Source organism: Mesobacillus subterraneus, assembly GCF_003937825.1.
GTDB lineage: Bacteria > Bacillota > Bacilli > Bacillales > Cytobacillaceae > Mesobacillus > Mesobacillus subterraneus.
On record NZ_RSFW01000024.1, the window covers coordinates 32,700 to 55,467 of the forward strand.

A 22,768-nucleotide genomic window follows, 5' to 3' on the forward strand; every position below is an offset into this window, starting at 1 on the left:
GACACACAGAAAAATCCGGCCCAAATACTGGCCGGATTTATTTTATGAAGTATCTCGCTTTTTCCGATATAAAATCGGCAGCGAAAACGAGAATCAGATAGAAAAATAGCAGCAGGGTAATGTCCGTGTAATGGAAGAAACTCATGCTGAGCTTGAATTGCTGACCGAGTCCGCCAGCACCAACAAACCCTACCACAATCGTGGTTCTCATGATTACTTCCCAGCGATACAGGATATAGGTCAAAAAGCGGGGAAGGGCTGCTGGGAGCACACCATACAACAAAATTTGCACTCTGCCTGCCCCGCTTGATGCAAGATTGCGGATCGGGCGTGAGTCAAGATCCTCTATCACCTCAGCGCAAAGCTTTCCGAGGATACCAAAATTATGGAGAGCAAGCGCAATTGCTCCTGGCAGGATACCGGGCTTAAAGATAAAGATGATGATCATCGCCCAGACAAGTTCAGGAACAGCACGTGAGAAGATATAACCTCCTCTTATGAAGCCAAATGAAATCCTGCCATGCCATTTTTTTACCAGTGTCAGAGAACCGTCAGCGACATTGCGTGCGGCCGGTACAACTGTCAATAGGGCACAGATTGTCGCAAATCCCGTTGCCATGATGCTCATGACCAATGTCTCCATCGTAAGTGCCCAGGCATTTCCCCAGCTTTCCGCGTTGAAAAAAGCAGGATTTTCCTCACCTATACCAAAAAGCCCATTGAAAAATTTGCTTGCATACATGAGGTTTGATTGCGAAAACAGCGTGGACAAATTTGCATTTTCGACTGTAAATATAGACAGCCATGATCCTGCAGCAAGAAGGATGAGTGCATAAACTGAGGCCGTCACAAAGTTCAGTTTTCGCTTTTTCATTGGATCAGCCTCTTTCTTAATTGATTGCTCCAGGCATCGATCAGGATGACAAGAATGATTAAAAAGAACACGAAGGTCCAGACTTCATCATAGTGCAGGTCATCCAGGCTCAGCTGGATCTGGTAACCGAGCCCGCCAATTCCTACAAAACTCATGATCGCTGAGGAACGGACGGCACATTCAAATCGGTACATTGCATAGCTCGTAATGCTGGCCCTTACCATCGGCAGGTATCCATACCACAAAGCCTGAAGCTTCGAAGCTCCAGCAGCTTCCAAAGCTCTAATCGGTTCCTGCGGTACGTCCTCAAGCATATCAGCAAAAATCCTGCCAAGTATCCCTCCATAGGGGATGGCTAGAGCGAAGATCGCCGCAAAAGGGGAAAGGCCGATCGATGCGACGAAGAGCCAGGCCCAGACTAGCTCGTGTATGGCCCTCATGAAGCCTAGCTGGCTCCGAAAAAAGGGCTTGATAAGCCTTTTATTTTTTTCTCCCGAAACCATCACACCTGAAGCGGCAACTCCAAAGAAAAATGCGATTATTAATGCCAGACTCATGCCGGCAGCAGCATATGAAAGAGTCGTCCAGCTTGATTCAAGGGCAAGGATCAGGATTTCACCTGATAAATCTGGGGTAAAAAATGCCAGCCCAATTTGTTTTGCGGTAGTTAATCCTCCGTTATGGATTAATTCGCTGTTCCACTCAACAGAAAACAGGCTTGCAGCGAACGCCAGCCCTAAAATCAGCGAGAGGATTTTTCGCTTATGCAGCTCAAAACTCATCCAGTTTCTCTCCATATTACGAATGCTCCTTCAAGCTGTATAGACGTTTTATATGGTCGTCACTCACCGAAGAAGAAGGGAGGTCGAAAAAGAGCTCACCATTTTTAAGCGCGATCAACCGATCGAAGTATTTCCTGGCATATTCAACAGAATGCAGACTTGCAATCAATGTCTGTTTCTCTTCAGAAGCAATGTTGACCAATAGTTCGAGGACATCTTCAGCACGAGCAGGATCCAGGGATGCAACTGGTTCATCAGCCAGGACAATTTCCGGACTCTGGACAAGGAGGCGTGCAAGCGCGACCCTTTGCTGTTCGCCGCCTGAGAGTTTAGAGGTGCGCTCATAAAGCTTATCCTTCAAGCCAACTCGATCAAGAGCTGCTGTAGCATAATCCTTATCCTGCGGTATCAGCAGGGAAACCAATGATTTCATTACCCCCCAATCAGAAAGCCTTCCCGCAAGGACATTATGGATAACTGGAAGCTCACCGACCAGGTCAAACTGCTGTCTGATCATGCCTATTTTTTTTGCCCGTTTTTTCTGATCCGTCATCTCTGCTATCTGCTTTCCGCTGATCACGATTTCTCCCTGATCTGGAGGAAATATAGCACCCAACATATTCAGCAGCGTTGTCTTCCCGGCACCGCTTGGACCGATCAGCGCTACTAGTTCACCTTTTTCCACAGTAAAAGAAAGGGAAGATAATGCTATCTTCCGCTCATAGTTTTTCGATATTCTGTTGACATTTATAATTTCGGCCATCGTTACACCTACTTGATAATCTTAAGTTCCTTTGCAACCTTTTCGATCGCTTCATAATTCTCATTCTTCGTTTCTATGAATTTATCCGTTTGAAGCAATTCCATAATTTCATTGTCTTCTGAAGTCATGGAAAGAATCGCTTCTTTTAATTTTGCCTTCGTTTCTTCATCAACCTTATTGACCGTCCAGTTATAATCAAAATATTCAGGGGTAGTGTAGAACACTTTTACTTTCGTTTCATCCACTTTGCCTTCCTTAACAGCAGCTTCCCATACAGAGATATTCAGCGCTCCCGTCTGGAACGCACCAGATTCAACCAGCTTATAAGTTTTATCATGGGAACCGGAGTAGTTTGGTTTTCCATCAAGTTCCTGGTCAGGATCCACGCCGGCTTCCATCATGAAATAGCGGGGCATCAAGTGGCCTGAAGTTGAACTTTCACTTCCGAAGGTGAACGATTTTCCTTTTAAACCTTCCAGACTATCAATATCAAGATCACTTTGGGCAATAAAGACGGATTTGAATTTTTCATCAATCGGTCTCTGAGCGAAAGCTTCCGCTTCAGGGACCAGGTTTCTTGCCTGGACACCAGTAAGGCCTCCAAACCAGGCCAGCTGGATTTCGCCGCGCTCAAAAGCAGTAACCAGAGCAGAATAGTCAACAGAAGGGACGTATTCCACTTTGAATCCTGTCTTTTCTCCCAGGTCCTTCGCAAAATCCTCCATGCTCCTGTTTAAGTCAGCTGCATTCTGGTCAGGGATTGCGCCAATTTTTATGGTTGTCGTTTCTGCCTTATCATCTTGACTTCCAGAACATGCCGTAAGAGTAAGGATGAATAGTATACTTATAAATACAATAATCTTTTTCATTTTAAATCTCCTATATAAATAAATTTTATGGACTCTATAAAATTTATCAATAATACGAAGATAACTCAATACCCTTTAATCGATATTTCTATATTTTTTGTTTCAGGAATCAAGCAGCGTTACACCGTAAGATAGTATGCAGAAAGAAAACAACCTGCCAACGTATTTGAGGCAGGTTGCTGATTGTTTATTGTGATTTACCGGCCCACTCTTCCACATTCCAGACCTTGGTCACCCAGTCTTCGTAAAAGTCAGGTTCGTGGCTGACAAGGACGATGGTGCCCTTATAAGCTTTCAGAGCACGTTTCAATTCGGCTTTTGCCGTAATGTCAAGGTGATTCGTCGGTTCGTCGAATAACAGCCAGTTGCTCTCGTGCATCAGCAGCTTGGTGAGACGTACTTTTGCCTGTTCACCACCGCTCAGCTGATTAAGCGGGCGGGATATATGTTCATTTTTCAGGCCGCTTCGAGCTAGTGCAGCGCGGACCTGATGCTGATCAAGGTTCGGGAATTCGTTCCATACATCTTCAATCGGCGTGATGCTTCCTGCTTTTACTTCCTGCTCAAAGTATGAAGGGAAGAGGAAGTCACCACGCTCGATCTTGCCGCTTAGGGCTGGAATCTTGCCGAGCATCGTTTTCAACAAAGTCGATTTACCGACCCCATTCATTCCGACAATCGCGATCTTTTCACCGCGTTCGATCGTGATCGACATTTTTGGAAGCAGCGGGTGAGTATATCCAATTTCAAAATCCGTTCCTTCAAAAACATAACGGCTGCTTGCACGGGATTCCTTGAACTCGAAGGTCGGCTTGAGTGCTGTTTCCGGCCTGTCGATCCGCTCCATTCTATCCAGCTGTTTCTGACGGCTTTTTGCTCGTCCAGTAGTTGAATAGCGCGCCTTATTCTTTGCAATGAAGTCTTCTTGCTTCTTAATAAATTCCTGTTGCTTTTCGTAGGCGTTGATATGCTGGTTCTTGTTGATCTCCGCCAATTCAAGGAATTTTTCATAGGTGGCCGTATAACGTGTCAATTTAGAGAACTCCAATTGGAAAATGACATTGGAAACCTGATTCATAAACTCCGTATCGTGAGAAATCAGGATAAATGCATAAGGATATTCCTTCAGGTATCTGCTCAGCCACTGAATATGCTCAACATCCAGGTAGTTTGTTGGCTCGTCCAGAAGGAGGACCTTGGGCTTTTCAAGCAATAGCTTGGCAAGCAACACCTTCGTACGCTGTCCGCCGCTCAGTGCCGAAACATCGCGATCGATGCCAATTGCGTCTAACCCAAGACCGCGCGCTGCTTCTTCTACCTCGATATCCAGGGAATAAAAGCCGCCTGCATCAAGGGCATCCTGAATTTCTGCCATTTGCTCGAGCAGTACTTCAAGCTCTTCGGGAGTGGCTTCTGCCATTTTTCCTGTTACTTCATTTAGTTCTTCTTCTTTTTTAAAAAGAGGAAGGAAGGCATCTCGCAGGACATCACGAATGGTTTTCCCAGGCGTAAGAACTGTATGCTGATCCAAATATCCATACTCTACTCCCGATGTCCATTCAACCTTACCGGAATCATGGATCAGCTCGCCGGTAATGATATTCATTAATGTTGACTTTCCAACTCCGTTCGCGCCAACAAGGCCAACATGGTCCTCTGCAAGCAGGCGGAAGGAAACATCTTTAAAGAGGGTACGATCCCCAAAAGTGTGGCTCAAATTTTCTACATTCAATAAACTCATTTTACGTTCCTCGCTTCAAATCTATTTTAAACACATTGAAATCAATCACATTTCATAATCATACTAAAATCTCGATGTTTCGACTAGGTTTTTTCTTGACTGGATGATATGAAAATGGCGGACAGGAGCATATGGATATTTACCTATTTCGAATCCCGAAACAGTTACCATGGATACAGAAAGGAAAAAACAGTTTTAGGATAAATTTACTGAATTTACAAAATATACTTAATATTAATTGATGATAGGTTTTCACCTCTGCTATAGTTTTAACCAATACATAGTAGGAGGGTTTAAAAATGAAGAAAAAGCGTTTGTTATCAAGTTTAGTACTTGCAGGTGCACTGACTGTCTCGACCATTCCTTTCAATGTCTTCGCACACGACGAACTCGGAGATGTCAATATTGAAAAGGGTGAGAGGGCAGGTTATAGCAATGTTGCCGTCCCTTTAATGGAAGGCAGCAAAAATCTTCAATTTTTACATGAAGCTGCCACTCCTGAGATGAACACAGTAAGGGCTGACGGAAAGCAAAACAGCTTTGCAGATGTCTATGCGCATAAAGGTTATGCCTACCTGGGAACCCACACAAGAAATGGCGGAAATGGCGGGGTTCGAGTATTCGATATGAAGGATCCGGCTAATCCTCAAGAGGTGGCCGTTTTCGCAAATAACGATATTCCTGGAACCTGGCAGGAAAAAGTGATTGTAAAAAGCGTCAATACCCCATCATTCAAAGGGGATCTTGCGGTCGTAAGCGTCCAGCAGCTTGACCGTAATAACTCCGATTCAAAAGGTGGTTTCCTGCTATATGACGTAACTAATCCAGCAAATCCAAAGAAGCTTGGATTCTATGAAGTCACAAAAAAGACCAGCGGAACACATGAACTCTATTTAACGATGCAGGGCAACCGTGCCATCGTCCTTGCCGCTAACCCGTACGCAGACTATTACAGCCACGGAGAAGAAAAGGATTTCCAGGTGGTGGATGTCAGCGATCCATCGAACCCTCAAAAACTATGGGAATTCGATCCGCGCAGTCTTGAAGAGATTCCGGAAAATTTCAACGGATACCACTGGAACTCACCAGATGGAAAGGTACGCCCAGTATTCAACCATAGCACAATGGTCGATGAGACAGGAAAGTATGCGTATGTCTCTATGTGGGACCTTGGCACTGTCATTTTTGATATCAGCAATCCGGAAAATCCTCAGTACCTTGGCCGCACTGAATACGCATCCAGTCAACAGGGATCTGCCCACTCAGCTGCACTGGCAAAAGGCGGAACCGTCCTGATCGAGACAAGGGAAGTCTATGTACCGGTAAAAGAAGGTTTTGAGGAATCTTACGGCTATACGAGAATCTTTGACATCAAGGATAAAACCAACCCTAAACTGCTAAGTGAGTTCAAGACTGACTTGGTCGATAACATTGAAAACGGCAACACCTTTGCCAACACAGTCCATGACCCTAAGGTGCATGGCAATACCCTGTACCTGTCTCATTATGCGGGCGGCGTCTATGCTGTTGATATCACCGATCCAGCCAACCCAGTACAAACCGGACAGTATATACCGGAAAATTCAAATGTATGGGGAGTCTTTGTTGACCGAAATTATGTCCTGGCATCAGATATGGGCTCAGGTTTGAAGGTCCTTCTGAAAAACAACAGCAAAGGCCTCGCGAACCAGGGTGTAGAATAGAAATTTGGAAAGCACGCAGAATGCGTGCTTTTCTGTTTTTTCCGAAAACCATTGCGGTTTCCCAATCAACCTATTTTCTGACTGTTGAGAATATGAAACCCTTCTATTATACTAAGAGGAAGATACTTACATATGATAGATTGGATGATAAAATGAAGCACAATCGTTTTACCGTAGCCTCTGGAACATTCGTATCAGTTGCTGGACTTCTTTACCTCATAGGCTACCTTTTTAACATCGACATCTTGATTTTCCACCAAAAATACAATGAGACACCTACAGGCTTCTATTCCGAATCCAGGTCACTTTTACCGGTGATTATAGGGCTGGGGACAGGGTACGTAGCAGAAAAGGTTTATTTGAGTAAAAATGTCCAATACGAAAATAAAAATTGACATCCTGTTTGTTTCTATTTATAATCATCAAAAATAATACTGACGTTGATGAGGATCAGTAAAATGGAATAGCCATTAACAGAGAAGGAACTCAAAGCTGAAAGGTTCCTATTGGCAGCCATTTGAACCTGCCTCTGAGTCCCGGATCGGATATTTTGAAGATCACGGCGGATCAATTCCGTTATCATGCAGAGTGTAAAGCATGCTTTATGAATTAGGGTGGTACCGCCAGGCCTTGGCCCCTTTTGGGATCAAGGCCTTTTTGTGTTTAAAAAACAGAATAGAGGTGTGGAAATGGCAAAGGAATTTGTAAAAGAAATAACATCCATGGATGAAGATTTCGCCCAATGGTATACCGACGTAGTGACAAAAGCAGATTTAATCGATTATTCAAGCGTAAGAGGTTCGATGATTATCCGTCCGTACGGATACTCCCTATGGGAAAATATCAGAAATGAACTCGACAGCCGCATCAAGGAAACAGGGCACGAGAACGTCTATATGCCGCTTTTCATACCGGAAAGCTTGCTCCAAAAAGAGAAGGACCATATTGAAGGGTTTGCCCCTGAAGTAGCCTGGGTCACCCACGGAGGCTCTGAAGAACTGGCAGAGAGACTTGTTGTCAGGCCAACCTCAGAAGTTCTTTTCTGTGAGCATTATAAAAACATCATCCATTCTTATCGCGATCTTCCTAAGCTATATAATCAGTGGGCAAATGTCGTGCGCTGGGAAAAGACCACCCGTCCATTCCTGAGGACACTGGAGTTCCTGTGGCAGGAGGGACACACATGCCATGCTACAGACGAAGAAGCACTTGAAGAAACGGTCAAGATGTTGAAGGTATATGCAGATGTTTGTGAAAACATCCTCGCTATTCCTGTTGTCCAGGGACAAAAAACAGAGAAAGAAAAATTCGCAGGAGCAAAGCTAACCTATACCATCGAAAGTCTGATGCATGACGGCAAAGCCCTTCAGACTGGTACTTCGCATCATCTTGGCGATGGCTTCGCTAAAGCCTTTGGAATTCAGTACACCGATAAGGACGGACAACTCCAATATGTGCAGCAAACCTCCTGGGGATTCACCACCCGCGTCATTGGCGCGATGATCATGGTACACGGAGATGACAGAGGGCTCGTCATTCCTCCGAAAGCCGCACAAACACAGGTAATGATCGTTCCGGTCGCACAGCACAAGGAAGGTGTGCTTGATTTTGCCTATGAGTTGAAAACCAAGTTATCGAATATCGCTCGCGTTGGCATCGACGCAAGTGATAAAAAGCCTGGCTGGAAATTCAATGAATATGAAATGAAGGGTATACCAGTAAGACTTGAGGTAGGACCTAAAGATATCGAAAAAGGCCAGGTCGTCCTTGCCCGACGCGATACTGGAGAAAAAATCTTTGTACCGCTGGCAGATTTAGAAAGAAAACTTCCAGAATTGCTGGATGACATCCAGCACAGCCTTTACGAAAAAGCCAAAAACCATCGTGAAGCTAAAACCAGCATCGCTTTGAATCTTGAAGAATTCAAAACTATTCTCGAACATAAAACAGGTTTTATAAAAGCCATGTGGTGTGGCGACAGAGCATGCGAGGATCAGATTAAAGAAGAAACATCCGCCACCTCCAGATGCATTCCTTTCGAACAGGAAAAAGTAGGAGAGAAGTGCGTCTGCTGCGGAAAAGAAGTTGAGAAGATGGTCCTTTGGGCAAAAGCTTACTAACAAACACAGGCTATCTCGAAAGGTACCCTTTTGAGATAGCTTTTTTTATTGAAAAGATTACAGCAGAAAGACCTTTTTCCGGAAGAACAATGAGATAAACCTTCTATTGGATACACTAAAAGCCATGTTCAGGAAAATATAAACCATTATAGGCCCTATTGGGTTCCCTAATAGTCCACATAAAGAAAAATGCGAGCACTTATAAGCCCTATTGGTTACCTGTCAAATACAACGAAATCTACACAATTAAAATGTAAAATCATTCCTGGTTTTGCTATAATTGTATTGGGCTAGAATCCATTCTGAGAACAGTCATCCAAAATCCCATTTCATTCTATAGGGGAGGATGCAAATATGAAGGCGACAGGAATTGTCAGAAAGACCGATCAGTTGGGCAGGGTGGTAATCCCGATGGAGCTGAGGAAAAAGCTGAGCATTGGAGAAAATGATCCGCTTGAGATCTTTGTTGATGAGGATATGATCATCCTGAAGAAGTACCAGCCTGACCTGACTTGCCTTATTACCGGGACGATCAGCAACGATAATATGTCAATTGCTGATGGAAAAATCATTTTAAGCAGGGAAGGCGCAGAGCAGCTGATCAAAGAATTGCAAAGCTATCTAGCAACCAACTAGAATACTCAAATTAAGCAGTCCTCAGCTGAGGACTGCTTTTTCTCATTTATAGGTCTTTGCGGTAAATCGGCATGCTCATGCAGCGCGGACCGCCGCGTCCTCTGGAAAGTTCAGAGCTCGGAATTTCGATTACTTCCACGCCGTTTTTCCGCAGCAAGTCATTGGATACATAGTTGCGGTCATACGTTACCACCACTCCTGGAGCAATCGCCAATGTATTGGACCCGTCATTCCATTGCTCACGAGCAGCAGCAATTTCGTGGCCGCCGCCGCATGGGATTAAAACAAGCTCCTGTAAGTTAAGAACTTCCTTTAATGTTTCGGTCAAGTTCGAGCGCTCGGATATTTGGAGCCGATCCGGGTCATTGCCTTTTTCAAGAATATATATTTTCATCTTGCCATTTGGTCCTTCGATTCCATGATGAATCGTGAACTTCTCATGGTCAACCATTGTAAAAACGGTATCCAGATGCATGTAAGCTCTGAGTTTAGGGATTTCGACAGCTACTACTTTTTTTATAATGTCATTGCGGGAGAAGATACGCTTGGCCAGTTTTTCAATCGCCTGGGCTGATGTTCTGGCACTTACCCCAATAGCAATAACTTCTGGACTGAGGACAAGCTCGTCGCCGCCTTCCAATGGATAGTACTCATCGCGATCATACCAATGGGGAATATCATGTCTTGCGAATCTGGGATGGTGATTCATGATAAAGTCCATGAAGAGCGATTCACGTTTCCTTGCACCTTCGCACATTTTATTAAGGGAGACTCCATCTCCGATCACGGCTGCGGGATCTCTAGTAAAATACAGGTTTGGCATTGGGTCAAGGAAGAATGGATAATAATCATCCAGGAGCTCATGCAAATGAACCTTTTTCTCTGGTTCAATTTCAGATTTAAGGACACCTGACATTACTTTGCGGATCATTTCATCTGTTGAGAAAGAATGGAGGTACTCTTCAACCGTATCCCTTGATCCATTCAGATTGCGTTTGCTTTCATTTAATACTTGATCGATAAACCTGGTGCGCAGCTCATCTGAACTCAAAGCTTCTTCCATCAGTTTTTCCAGATAAAGCACTTCGACGCCACGGTTCCTAAGGACCTCGGCAAAATAATCATGCTCACGCTGCACAGCCGGCAGGTAAGGGATATCATCAAATAGAAGCCGTTCCAGATATTTAGGTGTCAGGTTCTCGACCTCCTTGCCCGGCCTGTGGAGCACAACTGTTTTCAGTTCACCGATTTCCGACGTGACATTCAATGGATATTTCATATAGGCAGCCTCCCGTTTCAGTCTCTGTTTCTTTGAATTAGGAGGGAGTGATCATTATGTAAAACTTCGAAATTCACTTCCCCCGCCAAGCCTGCTTGCCGGCAGACTGGCTCCCTTTTCTATACCCTATAAAAGTCAACCAAACCTGTTTTCTTGAAATATAGATATTTTCCGACCAATTTTTCTGCAAATAGGGGAAACTATACACGCAAAAAAGTAAGCGTTTTCTGTCCTTCATAGGTGTACAAAAAAAAGAAATATGGTAAAGTATTATTTATGAACGTTGAGTTATAACCGAACAAGGATGAAAATTGTCCTCTCAGAAAAGACAGTTGTATCCATTATAATGACATGCCTGAAAACGGCAGAAAGGGGATTTTCGATGTCTAGCAAAGTATTGGATCAATTTTTAAATGAGAACCTCGAAGACTTAAAAGGGAAGGGTTTATATAATGTAATCGACCCGCTAGAAAGCCCAAATGGACCAGTCATTACAATCAATGGCAAGGAAATGGTCAATCTTTCTTCCAACAACTACCTGGGGCTTGCTACTGATGAAAGATTAAAGCAAGCTGCTGATGAAGCCATCGCTAAATTCGGTGTAGGAGCAGGGGCTGTACGTACTATTAACGGTACACTCAAGCTGCACCTTGAGCTTGAAGAAAAGCTGGCAAAATTCAAGAAGACGGAGGCGGCAATTGCCTACCAATCAGGCTTCATGTGCAATATGGCCGCCATTTCAGCTGTAATGGATAAAAACGATGCGATCCTGTCAGATGAATTAAACCATGCTTCCATCATCGATGGCTGCCGCCTTTCACGCGCCAAGATCATTCGTTTCAATCATTCAGATATGGAAGACCTGAGAGCGAAAGCAAAGGAAGCGAAGGAATCCGGTCAGTACAATAAAATCATGGTGATTACAGACGGTGTCTTCTCAATGGACGGAGACATTGCAAAGCTGCCTGAAATCGTCGAAATCGCCGAGGAGTTCGACCTGATTACATACGTGGACGATGCTCATGGCTCAGGCGTACTCGGTGAGGGAGCAGGTACTGTCAAGCACTTCGGATTATCTGATAAGGTCGATTTTCAAATCGGGACATTATCGAAAGCAATTGGAGTAGTAGGAGGATATGTAGCTGGAAAGCAAAGCCTGATAGACTGGCTGAAGGTAAGAAGCCGTCCGTTCCTATTTTCTACTTCTCTCACTCCTGCAGATGTTGCAGCAAGTATTAAAGCTATTGAAATTCTCTCTGACAGCACTGAACTCAACCAGCGCCTGTGGGAAAATGCTAACTACTTGAAAGATGGATTGGAAAAGCTTGGCTTTGACATTGGTCATTCTGAAACGCCAATCACTCCATGTATCATTGGTGATGAAGTAAAGACCCAGGAATTCAGCAAGCGCCTATATGAAGAAGGCGTATACGCTAAGTCAATCGTATTCCCAACAGTGCCGCGCGGAACAGGCCGTGTCAGGAATATGCCTTCCGCTGCCCATACGAAAGAAATGCTCGACAAAGCTTTATCTATTTATGAAAAAGCGGGCAAAGAATTAGGGATTATTTAATCCAGTTTTCGCTTAAGAGCTTTATTTAAAAACAAGAAGGTGCCGGTTTGTAACCCAGTCCGGCACCCTTTTTAAGGATCAAGCAGGAGGAATACATAATGAAGAAAATTTTGATTACTGGCGCACTCGGCCAGATCGGCTCAGAATTGACAGTTAAACTTCGTGAAATGTACGGCCAGGATAATGTCATCGCAACAGACATCAGGAAGACGGATACAGAAGCTGCCAACAACGGTCCTTTTGAGCTTCTTGATGTTATGGATGCAAATAAAATGATGGAGCTTTCGAAAAAATACAATGTCGATACGATCATGCACATGGCTGCATTGCTGTCTGCCACAGCTGAATCCAAGCCTGTGTTTGCCTGGAACCTGAATATGGGCGGTTTAATGAATGCGCTGGAAACAGCAAGAGAGTTGAACCTGCAATTCTTCACACCGAGTTCTATTGGAGCATTTGGTCCAAACACTCCTAAGGACAATACACCACAGGATACAATCCAGCGCCCGACAACGATGTATGGCGTCAACAAAGTTGCTGGCGAGATGCTAGCCGACTACTACTACCACCGTTTTGGTGTTGACACAAGAGGAGTCAGATTTCCTGGCTTGATTTCCTATGTTACACCTCCAGGCGGCGGAACGACGGATTACGCAGTTGAAATCTATTACGAAGCAATCAAGAATGGGAAATATACTTCATACATTGATAAGGGCACATACATGGACATGATGTATATGCCTGATGCACTTGATGCGATCGTCAACCTGATGGAAGCAGATCCGTCAAAGCTGATCCACCGCAATGCATTCAATGTCACAGCAATGAGCTTTGATCCGGAGGAGCTTGCTGCAGAAATCAAAAAGCATATCCCTGGTTTTGAAATCGCTTATGATGTGGATCCTGTCCGGCAGGCAATCGCGGACAGCTGGCCAAATTCAATTGATACATCAGTTGCAGCTGAAGAGTGGGGTTTTAAGGCTAACTATGATCTTTCAAGCATGACAGTGGATATGCTTGAGAAGTTAAAAGCAAAACTGTAAACATGTAAAAAGGTGAAATCATCATGATTTCACCTTTTTACATAGATTAATTTATCTTTCTTTTCCGTTACCTTGCCAATAATGGCAGCGTGTTGAAGTCCTTTTGCTTTCAAAGCCTGAACATATTGCTCTGCTTCTTGTTCAGGCAGGGATACGAGAAGTCCTCCTGAAGTAATAGCGTCACATAGAACTAACTGCTCTTCAACAGACAGGTCCTCATAAACCACATCATCCTCCAGCCATTTATGGTTGGACTTGGAGCCCCCAGGCACTACACCTTTTGCCGCAAGTTCAAAGGTACCTTCAAGTACCGGTACTTGAGATAGGGAAATTTCAAAGCTGACATTGCTGCCGCGTGCAATTTCACTTCCGTGTCCTAGCAGCCCGAACCCGGTTACATCTGTCACAGCGTGCGGGGTAAAGCCTTTTAGCGCATCTGCTGCTGATTTGTTCAACAATGCCATTGTTTCGGTTACTTCCTGCTCCTGTTCAGCCGTTATCGCACCGCGCTTGATTCCTGTCGTCAAGATGCCGACTCCGATTGGTTTTGAAATTACCAGAAGATCGCCTGGAACAGCGCCAATGTTTTTCCAGATAGCATCCGGATGTGCAAGGCCGGTTACGGATAACCCGAATTTCGGCTCCTGATCATCGATTGAATGACCGCCTACTGTGACGGCACCGGCTTCCTTGACCTTGTCTCCAGCACCCCGCAAAATTTCGGCAAGCATATCAGGACCAAGTTTTTTAACCGGATACCCCACGATATTCAGCACAGTCTTCGGTTCGCCGCCCATTGCATACACATCACTTAAGGCATTGGCAGCCGCAATCTGTCCAAACATGTATGGATCGTCCACGATTGGAGTAAAGTAATCGATGGTTTGGATAATGGCTATATCTTCTGTAAGTTTATATACACCCGCATCATCGGATGTCTCGTGGCCAACCAGCAGCTCAGGTACTGGCTGCTGTTCTGGTAATAGACGCAAAACTTGCGTCAAGTCCTCAGGACTGATTTTGCATCCTCAGCCAGCTTTTGTTGACATCGATGTCAAACGGATTTTTTCATGTTCATTCAACTTGATCACCTCAACAGAAGTATACTCTTTCTCATTTTGAAAATCATCCTTAAGCTTCTATTATTTGCATGAAAAAAGACTTTACACTAAAATGATAGTAAATACATACATACAGCTTTACAAAGGGGAGTTTCTAATGGAAAAGGTTCAAGTACACGTACAGTTTTGCATGCAATGAAACTACGCACCAAAAGCCGCGAGTTTCGCGGAGGAGTTATTTTCTCATTTTCGCAGCCAGATTGAAAAGATGGAGCTTATCCCTGCTTCGAAAGGTGCTTTTGAAGTAACAGTAAACGGACAGCTTCTATACTCCAAACTGGATACAGGTGTTTTTCCTGACACTGAGGATATTATTAAACAAATAGAAGCAATGAATTAATGCCCGGCTAAAAAAGCTGGGCTTTTTTTAATTCACAGTTTTGAAAAAAATCAGGGAGAGAAATAATGTTATAATGAACCAATGCACGATGTTGTGGGGGAGATTGATATGAAACATTTATTAAGGCTGCTTCCTGCGGTTCACGAATTGCAGAAGGATAGAAGGTATGCAGATTTACTTGAAAAGCATGCTGCAGATGCTGACTATATGACGGAAGTGTTGAAAAATGTACTGAATCAGTTGAGAAAAGAGTTCCTCGCCGGCAATTGGGAAGGTCCGGAGCCGGGATCGGATGCATTTATCGGACATCTGTTCATGCTGGCTGATTCCATGTCCACTGAACGTTTGGACTATACATTGAAGAGAGCCATCAATGCAACCGGCACCATTCTCCACACAAACCTTGGAAGGGCCCGTTTGAGTGATAATGCGATCAAACATGTTGTTGAAACTGCGATGAATTATTCCAACCTGGAATATAAGCTTAAAGAGGGAGAACGGGGATCCCGCCATAGCCATGTGGAGGCCATCATAAGGGAGGTCACAGGCGCCGAGGCAGCGATGGTGGTGAACAATAACGCCGCTGCCGTGTTCCTGATCCTGAGCGCGCTGGGAAAGAACAAGGAGGTCATTGTTTCAAGAGGCCAGCTAGTCGAAATCGGTGGTTCATTCAGAATTTCTTCCATTATGGAAGAGAGCGGAGCGAAATTGGTAGAAGTAGGGACAACGAACAAGACCCATCTGCATGATTACAAGAATGCGATCAATAACGATACGGCGATGATTTTGAAGGTGCACACCAGCAATTTTAAAATTTATGGATTCTCCAAAACGGTGGAAACCGAGGACCTGGCGCGGTTATCCAACGAGCATGGACATGTCGTTTTTTACGAAGACCTTGGTAGCGGCGTGCTCTATGATTACAGAAAGCATGGAATAGGAGACGAACCTGTGGTCAGCGAAGTGCTGGAAATGGGAGCAAACATCGTGTCCTTTAGCGGAGACAAGCTGCTTGGAGGCCCACAGGCCGGAATTATAGCAGGAAAAAAAGAACTGATCGACCAACTGAAAAAGCACCAGCTGGCTCGAGTTGTCAGGGTCGATAAAATGACTTTGGCGGCTTTGGAAGGCACACTTATGGAATACCTTAAAGGTGAAAACGGCCGCCTGAACATACCAACACTAAGGGATTTACTTGTTCCATTAGATGAGCTGGAAAGCAGAACGCAGCTTTTTGTGGATAAAGTGAATACATTGGAAGGACCCTTACTGGCAACCATCATGAAGGGGACGAGCCAGGTAGGCGGGGGAACAATGCCAGATGTGCAGCTGCCGACTTACATTGCAGCGTTAAAACACCCGAGTGTTAGCGCTGAACACATTGCCAGGAAGCTGAGGACAGAATATTCACCAGCCATTATCGTTAGGATTCAAAAGGAAGAGATTCACATCGATTTAAGAACTGTAACAGCTGAAGAGGAGAATAATCTGCTGGAAGCTTTGTCACTAATATAATTAAAGGGCTGGCCAGATGAATGGCAGCCCTTTCTCTTTACATATCATGGTGTGAATTATGTTTTTGGCGGGTATGGTTACGGTTCTTTACCTTTTTTGATCCGCTTAGTGGTGCCGGCTGACTGTCCTGATCTCCTTTAGGAGCGTTTTTGCGCATATCCTTGGAATCATTTTTGTTCATTGCTCATCCCTCCTGAGTATAGGATTAGAATTTAACGCGAATTTATACCGAATAATTTTGATACAACTGAGCAATTTAACGGTATAGATTGATTACACCAGGAGGAAATCACACATGCCTTACCATAAAGATAAACAGCAAGCCTTCCAGGCAGCACAGCAAGGATTTGAAGATGCACAGGGGCTGTATGCCGAGATTGTCAGGGACAGCGCCAGCTACGGACACCAGCTTAAGCACCTTAAAAACGAAGTGAATGAAGCATTCCAGCAAATCGAGAACGCTCTTGAAAACGCCTCAGAACATCAGCGTGCCCAGCTTGAAAGATTCCAGCAGGATTTGCGCAGCATTGTCAATGAAGTCAATATGGAATAGCAAAAGAGCGGAAGGGTGACCTTCCGCTCTTTGAATTAGGGCCATACAAAAATTGATATACGCTTTTCGCATATTAACACTTTACCGCAGTTCCTGGTAGGCTTCAGAGCTGTTTTAATGCTGCTCGTTAAACAATAGGGTTACAAAAAGGGCCTTAATTATTGATTCTTCTTCCGCTTTTTATTGTCCTGCTTTTCCACTTCTGTTAGCGGCTCATTCGCCATCTCTTCATTATAGCCTGCACCATTTCCCTGTGCTTTTGCTGCATTTGCTCCGGGAATGACATGATTTGCTTTTCTTTTTACCACAGATTTCACCTCCATCCGTCATATTTTTACCTATAATCAGGATAACAATCCGGGATTTTCATTTTCGTAAAATAGTATTAGTACAAAGAAAAGTTTATTCCGGCTGATTTTAAAGACTCCAAAAAACGCATTTAGGTTGTTTTAATCATGGCGATAGTATTTATCATAAGCAAAACTTATCATATACAATAACTTTCTTGTTATTTACTTATATACAAGGTTATATTAATATGAAATTGTGAGAAAAGTTAGGATGGGATACAAGATTCAAACTTTTCGACAATTACTTATATTTAGTTTATGATGTTTACGTAGAAGAAGGGGGTAAACATATGTCAAACCAAGATGTTTTTAACGCCCGCAGTTCATTTGAAGTTGACGGGAAACGCTATCATTACTATAGCCTGGCAGCATTAGAAAAGGCTGGAATCGGCAATGTATCAAAACTGCCTTACTCTGTTAAGGTATTGCTTGAATCCGTGCTTCGCCAGCATGATGGCTTTGTAATCACAAAAGAGCATGTTGAAAATCTAGCAAAATGGGGAACCAGCGAAGTAAAAGAAGTGGATGTGCCTTTCAAGCCTTCACGTGTCATTCTTCAGGACTTTACTGGTGTACCAGCAGTCGTTGACCTTGCTTCCCTAAGGAAAGCAATGGCTGACATGGGTGGAGACCCAGACAAAATCAATCCTGAAAAGCCGGTTGATCTAGTTATTGACCACTCTGTACAGGTTGATAAATACGGAACTCCAGACTCACTTAATGTGAACATGGAACTTGAATTCGAACGTAATGCTGAACGTTACCAGTTCTTAAGCTGGGCACAGAAATCATTCGACAACTACCGCGCTGTTCCGCCGGCAACAGGTATCGTTCACCAGGTGAACCTTGAGTACCTTGCAAGCGTTGTCCACGCTGTAGAAAATGCAGATGGTGAATTCGAAACATTCCCAGATTCATTAGTAGGTACTGACTCTCATACTACAATGATCAACGGTATTGGCGTTCTTGGATGGGGCGTAGGCGGTATCGAAGCAGAAGCTGGAATGCTTGGCCAGCCATCATACTTCCCAGTACCAGAAGTAGTAGGTGTTAAATTAGTAGGCGATATGCCTAACGGCTCTACTGCAACTGACCTTGCACTTAAAGTGACTCAGGTTCTTCGCAGCAAAGGCGTTGTTGGTAAATTCGTTGAGTTCTTCGGACCTGGCGTAGTGACACTTCCGCTTGCTGACCGTGCGACTGTTGCCAACATGGCTCCAGAATACGGCGCTACATGCGGATTCTTCCCAGTAGATGGAGAAGCATTGGATTACATGCGTTTAACTGGCCGCTCTGAAGACCACATTAAAGTGGTTGAGGCATACTGCAAGGAAAACGGATTATTCTTCGATCCTTCATTAGAGCCAGTTTATACTGATGTAGTAGAAATCAATCTTTCTGAAATCGAAGCAAACCTTTCTGGTCCTAAGCGTCCGCAGGATTTGATTCCGCTTTCTGCAATGCAGAAATCCTTCCAGGAAGCATTGACTGCTCCTGCAGGAAACCAGGGATTCGGCCTTGGCAAAAAGGAAATCCAAAAAGAAGCTGTTGTTGAGTTCGCAAATGGCGATAAAACTACAATGAAAACTGGTGCTATCGCGATAGCAGCGATCACTAGCTGTACAAATACATCCAATCCATACGTACTTGTAGGTGCGGGCCTTGTTGCTAAAAAAGCGGTTGAGCTGGGAATGGAAGTTCCTAAGTTCGTTAAGACTTCATTAGCACCTGGTTCAAAGGTTGTAACTGGATACCTTCGCGATTCAGAATTGCTTCCTTACCTTGAAACTCTTGGTTTCAATCTGGTTGGTTATGGTTGTACAACATGTATCGGTAACTCCGGTCCATTGAAGCCTGAAATTGAAAAGTCTGTTGCTGAAAGCGATCTTCTAGTTACTTCTGTTCTTTCCGGTAACCGTAACTTCGAAGGACGTATCCATCCGCTTGTAAAAGCAAACTACCTGGCTTCACCGCCTCTAGTTGTTGCTTACGCACTTGCTGGTACAGTGGACATCGATCTTCAGAATGACCCAATCGGAAAAGATAAAGATGGCAACGATGTATTCTTCAAGGATATCTGGCCATCAACTGCAGAAGTGAACGAAGTCGTTCACCGCGTAGTAACTCCAGAGCTATTCCGCAGAGAGTACGAAACTGTATTCACTGACAACGAAAAGTGGAACGAGATCCAAACAAACAGCGATCCGCTTTACACTTTCGATGAGGATTCAACATATATCGCAAACCCACCATTCTTTGAAGGCTTGACTCCAGAGGCTGGGGAAGTTGCTCCATTGAACAACTTGCGTATTGTTGGTAAGTTCGGTGATTCTGTCACAACTGACCATATTTCTCCTGCAGGTGCGATCGGAAAAGACACACCAGCTGGAAAATACCTGCGTGAAAAGGGTGTAGAGCCACGTGACTTCAACTCTTACGGTTCACGCCGTGGTAACCACGAAGTCATGATGCGAGGAACATTTGCTAACATCCGTATCCGCAACCAAATCGCTCCTGGCACAGAAGGCGGCTTCACGACTTACTGGCCAACGAACGAAGTCATGTCCATCTTTGATGCTTGCATGAAGTACAAAGAGCAGGGCACAGGCTTAATGGTTATTGCAGGAAAAGACTACGGAATGGGATCATCCCGTGACTGGGCTGCAAAGGGTACTAACCTATTAGGAATCAAGACTGTTATCGCCGAAAGCTTCGAGCGTATCCACCGTTCAAACCTTGTATTGATGGGCGTACTGCCACTTCAATTCAAAGCTGGTGAAAACGCTGAGACTCTTGGCCTGACAGGCAGAGAATCATTCGATGTCCAGATCGATGAAAATGTCCGCCCACGCGACATCATCACTGTGACAGCTACTGACGAAGAAGGCAACAAGAAAACTTTCGAAGCTCTTGTACGTTTCGATTCAGAAGTAGAAATCGACTACTATCGTCACGGCGGAATCCTGCAAATGGTTCTTCGCGACAAATTAAAAGCGTAATCTTAGATACAGAATCCCCCTGGTCCTTATCAGGGGGTTTTTGCTTTGTTTCTATGTAAATAGGAATCCTTTAGGCCCCTGGTGGGAATTGAAGAAGGGTTATTAGACATTGAAGGTGCAACTCATATTGGAATTTCTATTAAAGCGGGTTTATTAGACAGTTTCTCTTGCTCAACTCTCAGAAATGTCTATTAAAGTTAGATTCAAGCTCGAATTTTCCGCTGATGGCAATGGTTTTAACCCAATGCACGTCCAGAACTACAAACATCGAGTAAACTTCCTATGAATCGACAGCTTCTCCTATTGAAAAATCTTGTAAAAAGGGTATGTTTAAGGTATATGGAACCGAAGGAGTGAACTCTATGAGCCTTGTATCTATTGTCGCTAGAGAAGATTTTATTTCGGTGGTCACGGATTTCGGAAATCAGCAAATGATGGGGGATTATGTCAGGTTTAAAGAAATCATTCCAGATACCGCCTTTATTGCCTTTGCGGGGGATGAGGAATATGCCTGCATGGCCATGACTGCTGCTGACACGCTGGTTAAGCAAGGTTTTACTTTAAAAGAAATTGCAGAGTCGATTCAGTCATCCATAATAAATAAAGGATTCAACTTTTATGAAAGCGGACGCGGATTTGAAGCAGTGATTGCGGGTTACTCCCTGGAAGGTGAAGCGCAATATCACATCGTATCCAACTCGAAACCTCTTGAGTCCTATTATCCTGGAACAGGGGAGAGCCTCTATTATGCGAATGGAGCAGAACCGATGCTCGTGCTGGAACGGTCCTTAAAGATGCATGGCATGGGAACTGTTGATCAGGCCCAGGCTGCACAAATTCATTTGCTGAAGGAAGCAGCAAAGTTTATTCCTAACATCAATACTCAGCCAACAACGCATGTACTGAAAAAAGCACATTAAAACAGCCTTGGGAAACCAAGGCTGTTTATTTTTTCATTATAAAGCATACTGAAGTACGAAATTGCCCAGGAATAACAAGGCAATCATATACAGCGCCGGCTGGATTTCACGGCCTTCTCCCATCAACAGCTTCATAAGCGGGTAGAGGATGAAACCGATGGCCATCCCGTCAGCTATGCTGTAAGTCAATGGAATCAGCACGATGATCAGCAGAGCTGGAAAGCTCTCCAGTAAATCATCCAGCTTAATGTTGGTGATATTCTGGAGCATCAATACGCCAATCAAGATCAGTACCGGCGATACTGCACTTTCAGGGACTATTTTGATTACCGGGATTAAAACGAGGGACGCAAGAAACAGGATGCCTGTAAAAATACTGGTCAAACCTGTACGTCCGCCGGCAGCGATTCCGGCAGCACTTTCAATTGATGAAACGGTAGGGCTTGTTCCAAAGATTCCGGCAGTTGCGACGGAGATTGCATTTGCCTGGAGAGCTTTTTTATTCTTTTGCGTCTGGTTCAGCATTTTCGTATGTCCGTGGATCAAGCCAATGTTTTCAAAAATAACGACCATAGCGAGCGAAAATGCTGTCAGCCAGAAAACGAAGTTGCCTGCCTGCGCAAAGGACAGCTGACCGAATACTGAAGTGTACTCAGTAAAGGAAGGCATGCTCCACGAAAATCCATTGCCCTCAAAATCTCCAAACACGATTGAAAGAATGGCTGTAAATATGATGCTAAGCAATAGATTGCCAGGGATATTTTTCAGAAACAAAATCACTGTAACAATCAAACCGACCAATGTGATGAGTGCTGTTGAACTGCTCAGGTTTCCAACCGCCAGAAGCGTATGCTCAGAGCTGGTAATGATTCCACTGTTATCAAAGCCGATCAAGATCAACAAAATACCGATTCCGACCGTGATTGCTTCTTTCAAAGAATCAGGTATTGATGCGACAATGGTTTTCGCGATAGGCGTAAACGCCAGGATCATAAAAAGAATTCCGGATACAAATACCATGGCAAGGGCTTCCTGCCATGCAAATCCCCCCGATTGGACAATGGTATATGTAAACATGGCGTTAAGCCCCATACCAGGAATCACGAGTATTGGCGTATTGCTCCAAAATCCCATCAGCAAACAGCCCAGGAATACAGTCAGTATTGTAGCGATTATTCCAGCTTCAAGCGGGATGCCTGCTGCTGAAAGGATTGTCGCGTTGACGATGATGATATAAACCACTGTTATATAAGATATCAGTCCAGCGGACAATTCTCTCCCGATTGTTGTATTATGAGCACTTAGTTGAAACAATTTATCCATTTTTATCTCCTCTCTCTCTGTTACAGATAAATTTTTCCGTATTTAAAACGAATGAAAATATCGTACCATAGACATTTGGTATATATAAAATATATAATTTATATATAAATCATACTTTTTTTAAATACAGGAGAAATCATGGATGTTAGACAACTGCGATATTTTATCGCAATCGCTGAAGAAAAGAATATAACTGCCGCGGCCAATAAACTGCATATGTCCCAGCCGCCGTTAAGCCTGCAGTTGAAACAAATGGAAGAAGAG

Annotated in this window: 21 protein-coding genes, 1 pseudogene and 1 other annotated feature; of the genes and pseudogenes, 12 read left to right on the top strand and 10 right to left on the bottom strand. The window is 44.1% G+C overall.

The annotated features are described in order from the left end of the window. Positions 1–37 precede the first annotated feature (37 nt). From EJA10_RS23835 to abc-f, 5 genes are all read right to left on the bottom strand, one after another. Positions 38–874: a PhnE/PtxC family ABC transporter permease gene (locus EJA10_RS23835; RefSeq protein ID WP_125481677.1), complete on the bottom strand. Its 837-nt coding sequence runs from the start codon at positions 872–874 to the stop codon at positions 38–40. Beyond that, the gene (locus tag EJA10_RS23840; protein WP_170169197.1) at positions 871–1,671 is read right to left on the bottom strand and encodes a PhnE/PtxC family ABC transporter permease; all 801 of its coding nucleotides are present in this window, start codon (positions 1,669–1,671) and stop codon (positions 871–873) included. The genes EJA10_RS23835 and EJA10_RS23840 overlap by 4 nt, the downstream gene beginning before the upstream one ends. 1 nt (position 1,672) lies before the next feature. Continuing rightward, a complete protein-coding gene (locus tag EJA10_RS19360; protein ID WP_125481679.1) occupies positions 1,673–2,419 on the bottom strand; it encodes a phosphonate ABC transporter ATP-binding protein in 747 nt (248 codons plus the stop codon). Positions 2,420–2,427: 8 nt separating this feature from the next. Beyond that, a complete protein-coding gene (locus EJA10_RS19365) occupies positions 2,428–3,288 on the bottom strand; it encodes a putative selenate ABC transporter substrate-binding protein (RefSeq protein WP_125481680.1) in 861 nt (286 codons plus the stop codon). A 187-nt stretch (positions 3,289–3,475) separates the two neighbouring features. Next, positions 3,476–5,029, bottom strand: a complete 1,554-nt coding sequence (abc-f, locus tag EJA10_RS19370; RefSeq protein WP_125481681.1) for a ribosomal protection-like ABC-F family protein — start codon at positions 5,027–5,029, stop codon at positions 3,476–3,478. Between the two features lie 299 nt (positions 5,030–5,328). On the opposite strand from abc-f, the gene EJA10_RS19375 reads away from it, so the two are divergent. The 4 genes from EJA10_RS19375 to EJA10_RS19390 all read left to right on the top strand — a co-directional run bounded on the left by EJA10_RS19375 (position 5,329) and on the right by EJA10_RS19390 (position 9,488). Beyond that, positions 5,329–6,732, top strand: a complete 1,404-nt coding sequence (locus EJA10_RS19375) for an LVIVD repeat-containing protein (protein WP_125481682.1) — start codon at positions 5,329–5,331, stop codon at positions 6,730–6,732. Positions 6,733–6,884: 152 nt separating this feature from the next. Next, positions 6,885–7,127: a hypothetical protein gene (locus EJA10_RS23540; protein ID WP_125481683.1), complete on the top strand. Its 243-nt coding sequence runs from the start codon at positions 6,885–6,887 to the stop codon at positions 7,125–7,127. Positions 7,128–7,163: 36 nt separating this feature from the next. Next, positions 7,164–7,374 (top strand) — a binding site (T-box leader). Between the two features lie 47 nt (positions 7,375–7,421). Next, entirely contained in the window at positions 7,422–8,852 is a 1,431-nt protein-coding gene (gene proS / locus EJA10_RS19385) for a proline--tRNA ligase (RefSeq protein WP_125481684.1), read from the top strand. Positions 8,853–9,206: 354 nt separating this feature from the next. Continuing rightward, positions 9,207–9,488 carry an AbrB/MazE/SpoVT family DNA-binding domain-containing protein gene (locus tag EJA10_RS19390; protein ID WP_125481685.1) on the top strand — a complete coding sequence of 94 codons (282 nt, stop codon included), beginning with the start codon at positions 9,207–9,209 and terminating at the stop codon, positions 9,486–9,488. Positions 9,489–9,534: 46 nt separating this feature from the next. Here EJA10_RS19390 and arcA read toward each other — a convergent pair whose 3' ends face one another. Then, positions 9,535–10,767: an arginine deiminase gene (gene arcA, locus EJA10_RS19395; RefSeq protein ID WP_125481686.1), complete on the bottom strand. Its 1,233-nt coding sequence runs from the start codon at positions 10,765–10,767 to the stop codon at positions 9,535–9,537. Positions 10,768–11,149: 382 nt separating this feature from the next. Between arcA and EJA10_RS19400 the strand changes: the two genes are divergently transcribed. After that, positions 11,150–12,340, top strand: coding sequence for a glycine C-acetyltransferase (locus EJA10_RS19400; protein ID WP_125481687.1), 1,191 nt, complete (start codon positions 11,150–11,152; stop codon positions 12,338–12,340). A gap of 98 nt (positions 12,341–12,438) precedes the next feature. Further along, the gene (locus EJA10_RS19405) at positions 12,439–13,383 is read left to right on the top strand and encodes an L-threonine 3-dehydrogenase (RefSeq protein WP_125481688.1); all 945 of its coding nucleotides are present in this window, start codon (positions 12,439–12,441) and stop codon (positions 13,381–13,383) included. Between the two features lie 29 nt (positions 13,384–13,412). Here the strand turns inward: EJA10_RS19405 and selD are convergent, their stop codons facing one another. Continuing rightward, a complete protein-coding gene (selD, locus tag EJA10_RS19410; protein ID WP_211340605.1) occupies positions 13,413–14,432 on the bottom strand; it encodes a selenide, water dikinase SelD in 1,020 nt (339 codons plus the stop codon). Between the two features lie 223 nt (positions 14,433–14,655). Here selD and EJA10_RS24030 point away from each other — a divergent pair. After that, positions 14,656–14,844 (top strand): annotated as a pseudogene (locus EJA10_RS24030) (Rdx family protein); the annotation flags it as partial. A 108-nt stretch (positions 14,845–14,952) separates the two neighbouring features. Next, positions 14,953–16,359 (top strand): L-seryl-tRNA(Sec) selenium transferase, encoded by a 1,407-nt coding sequence (gene selA / locus EJA10_RS19420; protein ID WP_125481690.1) that lies wholly within the window; start codon positions 14,953–14,955, stop codon positions 16,357–16,359. 37 nt (positions 16,360–16,396) lie between these two features. Here selA and EJA10_RS19425 read toward each other — a convergent pair whose 3' ends face one another. Further along, positions 16,397–16,540 (bottom strand): small acid-soluble spore protein P, encoded by a 144-nt coding sequence (locus EJA10_RS19425; protein WP_023614207.1) that lies wholly within the window; start codon positions 16,538–16,540, stop codon positions 16,397–16,399. A gap of 114 nt (positions 16,541–16,654) precedes the next feature. On the opposite strand from EJA10_RS19425, the gene EJA10_RS19430 reads away from it, so the two are divergent. Beyond that, on the top strand, positions 16,655–16,912 hold the full coding sequence (locus EJA10_RS19430) for a hypothetical protein (RefSeq protein WP_125481691.1): 258 nt from the start codon (positions 16,655–16,657) through the stop codon (positions 16,910–16,912). 158 nt (positions 16,913–17,070) lie between these two features. Here the strand turns inward: EJA10_RS19430 and sspO are convergent, their stop codons facing one another. Next, positions 17,071–17,220, bottom strand: coding sequence for a small acid-soluble spore protein O (gene sspO / locus EJA10_RS19435; RefSeq protein WP_125481692.1), 150 nt, complete (start codon positions 17,218–17,220; stop codon positions 17,071–17,073). 332 nt (positions 17,221–17,552) lie between these two features. Between sspO and acnA the strand changes: the two genes are divergently transcribed. Together acnA and EJA10_RS19445 are read left to right on the top strand one after the other, a co-directional pair. Further along, the gene (gene acnA / locus EJA10_RS19440) at positions 17,553–20,261 is read left to right on the top strand and encodes an aconitate hydratase AcnA (protein WP_125481693.1); all 2,709 of its coding nucleotides are present in this window, start codon (positions 17,553–17,555) and stop codon (positions 20,259–20,261) included. A gap of 362 nt (positions 20,262–20,623) precedes the next feature. Further along, entirely contained in the window at positions 20,624–21,181 is a 558-nt protein-coding gene (locus EJA10_RS19445) for a hypothetical protein (RefSeq protein WP_125481694.1), read from the top strand. A gap of 36 nt (positions 21,182–21,217) precedes the next feature. On the opposite strand, the gene EJA10_RS19450 is transcribed toward EJA10_RS19445, so the two are convergent. Further along, positions 21,218–22,504 (bottom strand): NCS2 family permease, encoded by a 1,287-nt coding sequence (locus tag EJA10_RS19450; protein ID WP_125481695.1) that lies wholly within the window; start codon positions 22,502–22,504, stop codon positions 21,218–21,220. 138 nt (positions 22,505–22,642) lie between these two features. Between EJA10_RS19450 and EJA10_RS19455 the strand changes: the two genes are divergently transcribed. Then, positions 22,643–22,768 (top strand): LysR family transcriptional regulator (locus EJA10_RS19455; RefSeq protein WP_142999690.1); only part of this gene is annotated, 126 nt, incomplete at its 3' end.

Bases quoted from the DNA above. Each gene is read 5' to 3' on its own strand.
- EJA10_RS23835 (WP_125481677.1), bottom strand. From the start codon at position 874: ATGAAAAAGCGAAAACTGAACTTTGTGACGGCCTCAGTTTATGCACTC.
- EJA10_RS23840 (WP_170169197.1), bottom strand. From the start codon at position 1,671: ATGGAGAGAAACTGGATGAGTTTTGAGCTGCATAAGCGAAAAATCCTC.
- EJA10_RS19360 (WP_125481679.1), bottom strand. From the start codon at position 2,419: ATGGCCGAAATTATAAATGTCAACAGAATATCGAAAAACTATGAGCGG.
- EJA10_RS19365 (WP_125481680.1), bottom strand. From the start codon at position 3,288: ATGAAAAAGATTATTGTATTTATAAGTATACTATTCATCCTTACTCTT.
- abc-f (WP_125481681.1), bottom strand. From the start codon at position 5,029: ATGAGTTTATTGAATGTAGAAAATTTGAGCCACACTTTTGGGGATCGT.
- EJA10_RS19375 (WP_125481682.1), top strand. From the start codon at position 5,329: ATGAAGAAAAAGCGTTTGTTATCAAGTTTAGTACTTGCAGGTGCACTG.
- EJA10_RS23540 (WP_125481683.1), top strand. From the start codon at position 6,885: ATGAAGCACAATCGTTTTACCGTAGCCTCTGGAACATTCGTATCAGTT.
- proS (WP_125481684.1), top strand. From the start codon at position 7,422: ATGGCAAAGGAATTTGTAAAAGAAATAACATCCATGGATGAAGATTTC.
- EJA10_RS19390 (WP_125481685.1), top strand. From the start codon at position 9,207: ATGAAGGCGACAGGAATTGTCAGAAAGACCGATCAGTTGGGCAGGGTG.
- arcA (WP_125481686.1), bottom strand. From the start codon at position 10,767: ATGAAATATCCATTGAATGTCACGTCGGAAATCGGTGAACTGAAAACA.
- EJA10_RS19400 (WP_125481687.1), top strand. From the start codon at position 11,150: ATGTCTAGCAAAGTATTGGATCAATTTTTAAATGAGAACCTCGAAGAC.
- EJA10_RS19405 (WP_125481688.1), top strand. From the start codon at position 12,439: ATGAAGAAAATTTTGATTACTGGCGCACTCGGCCAGATCGGCTCAGAA.
- selA (WP_125481690.1), top strand. From the start codon at position 14,953: ATGAAACATTTATTAAGGCTGCTTCCTGCGGTTCACGAATTGCAGAAG.
- EJA10_RS19425 (WP_023614207.1), bottom strand. From the start codon at position 16,540: ATGAACAAAAATGATTCCAAGGATATGCGCAAAAACGCTCCTAAAGGA.
- EJA10_RS19430 (WP_125481691.1), top strand. From the start codon at position 16,655: ATGCCTTACCATAAAGATAAACAGCAAGCCTTCCAGGCAGCACAGCAA.
- acnA (WP_125481693.1), top strand. From the start codon at position 17,553: ATGTCAAACCAAGATGTTTTTAACGCCCGCAGTTCATTTGAAGTTGAC.
- EJA10_RS19445 (WP_125481694.1), top strand. From the start codon at position 20,624: ATGAGCCTTGTATCTATTGTCGCTAGAGAAGATTTTATTTCGGTGGTC.
- EJA10_RS19450 (WP_125481695.1), bottom strand. From the start codon at position 22,504: ATGGATAAATTGTTTCAACTAAGTGCTCATAATACAACAATCGGGAGA.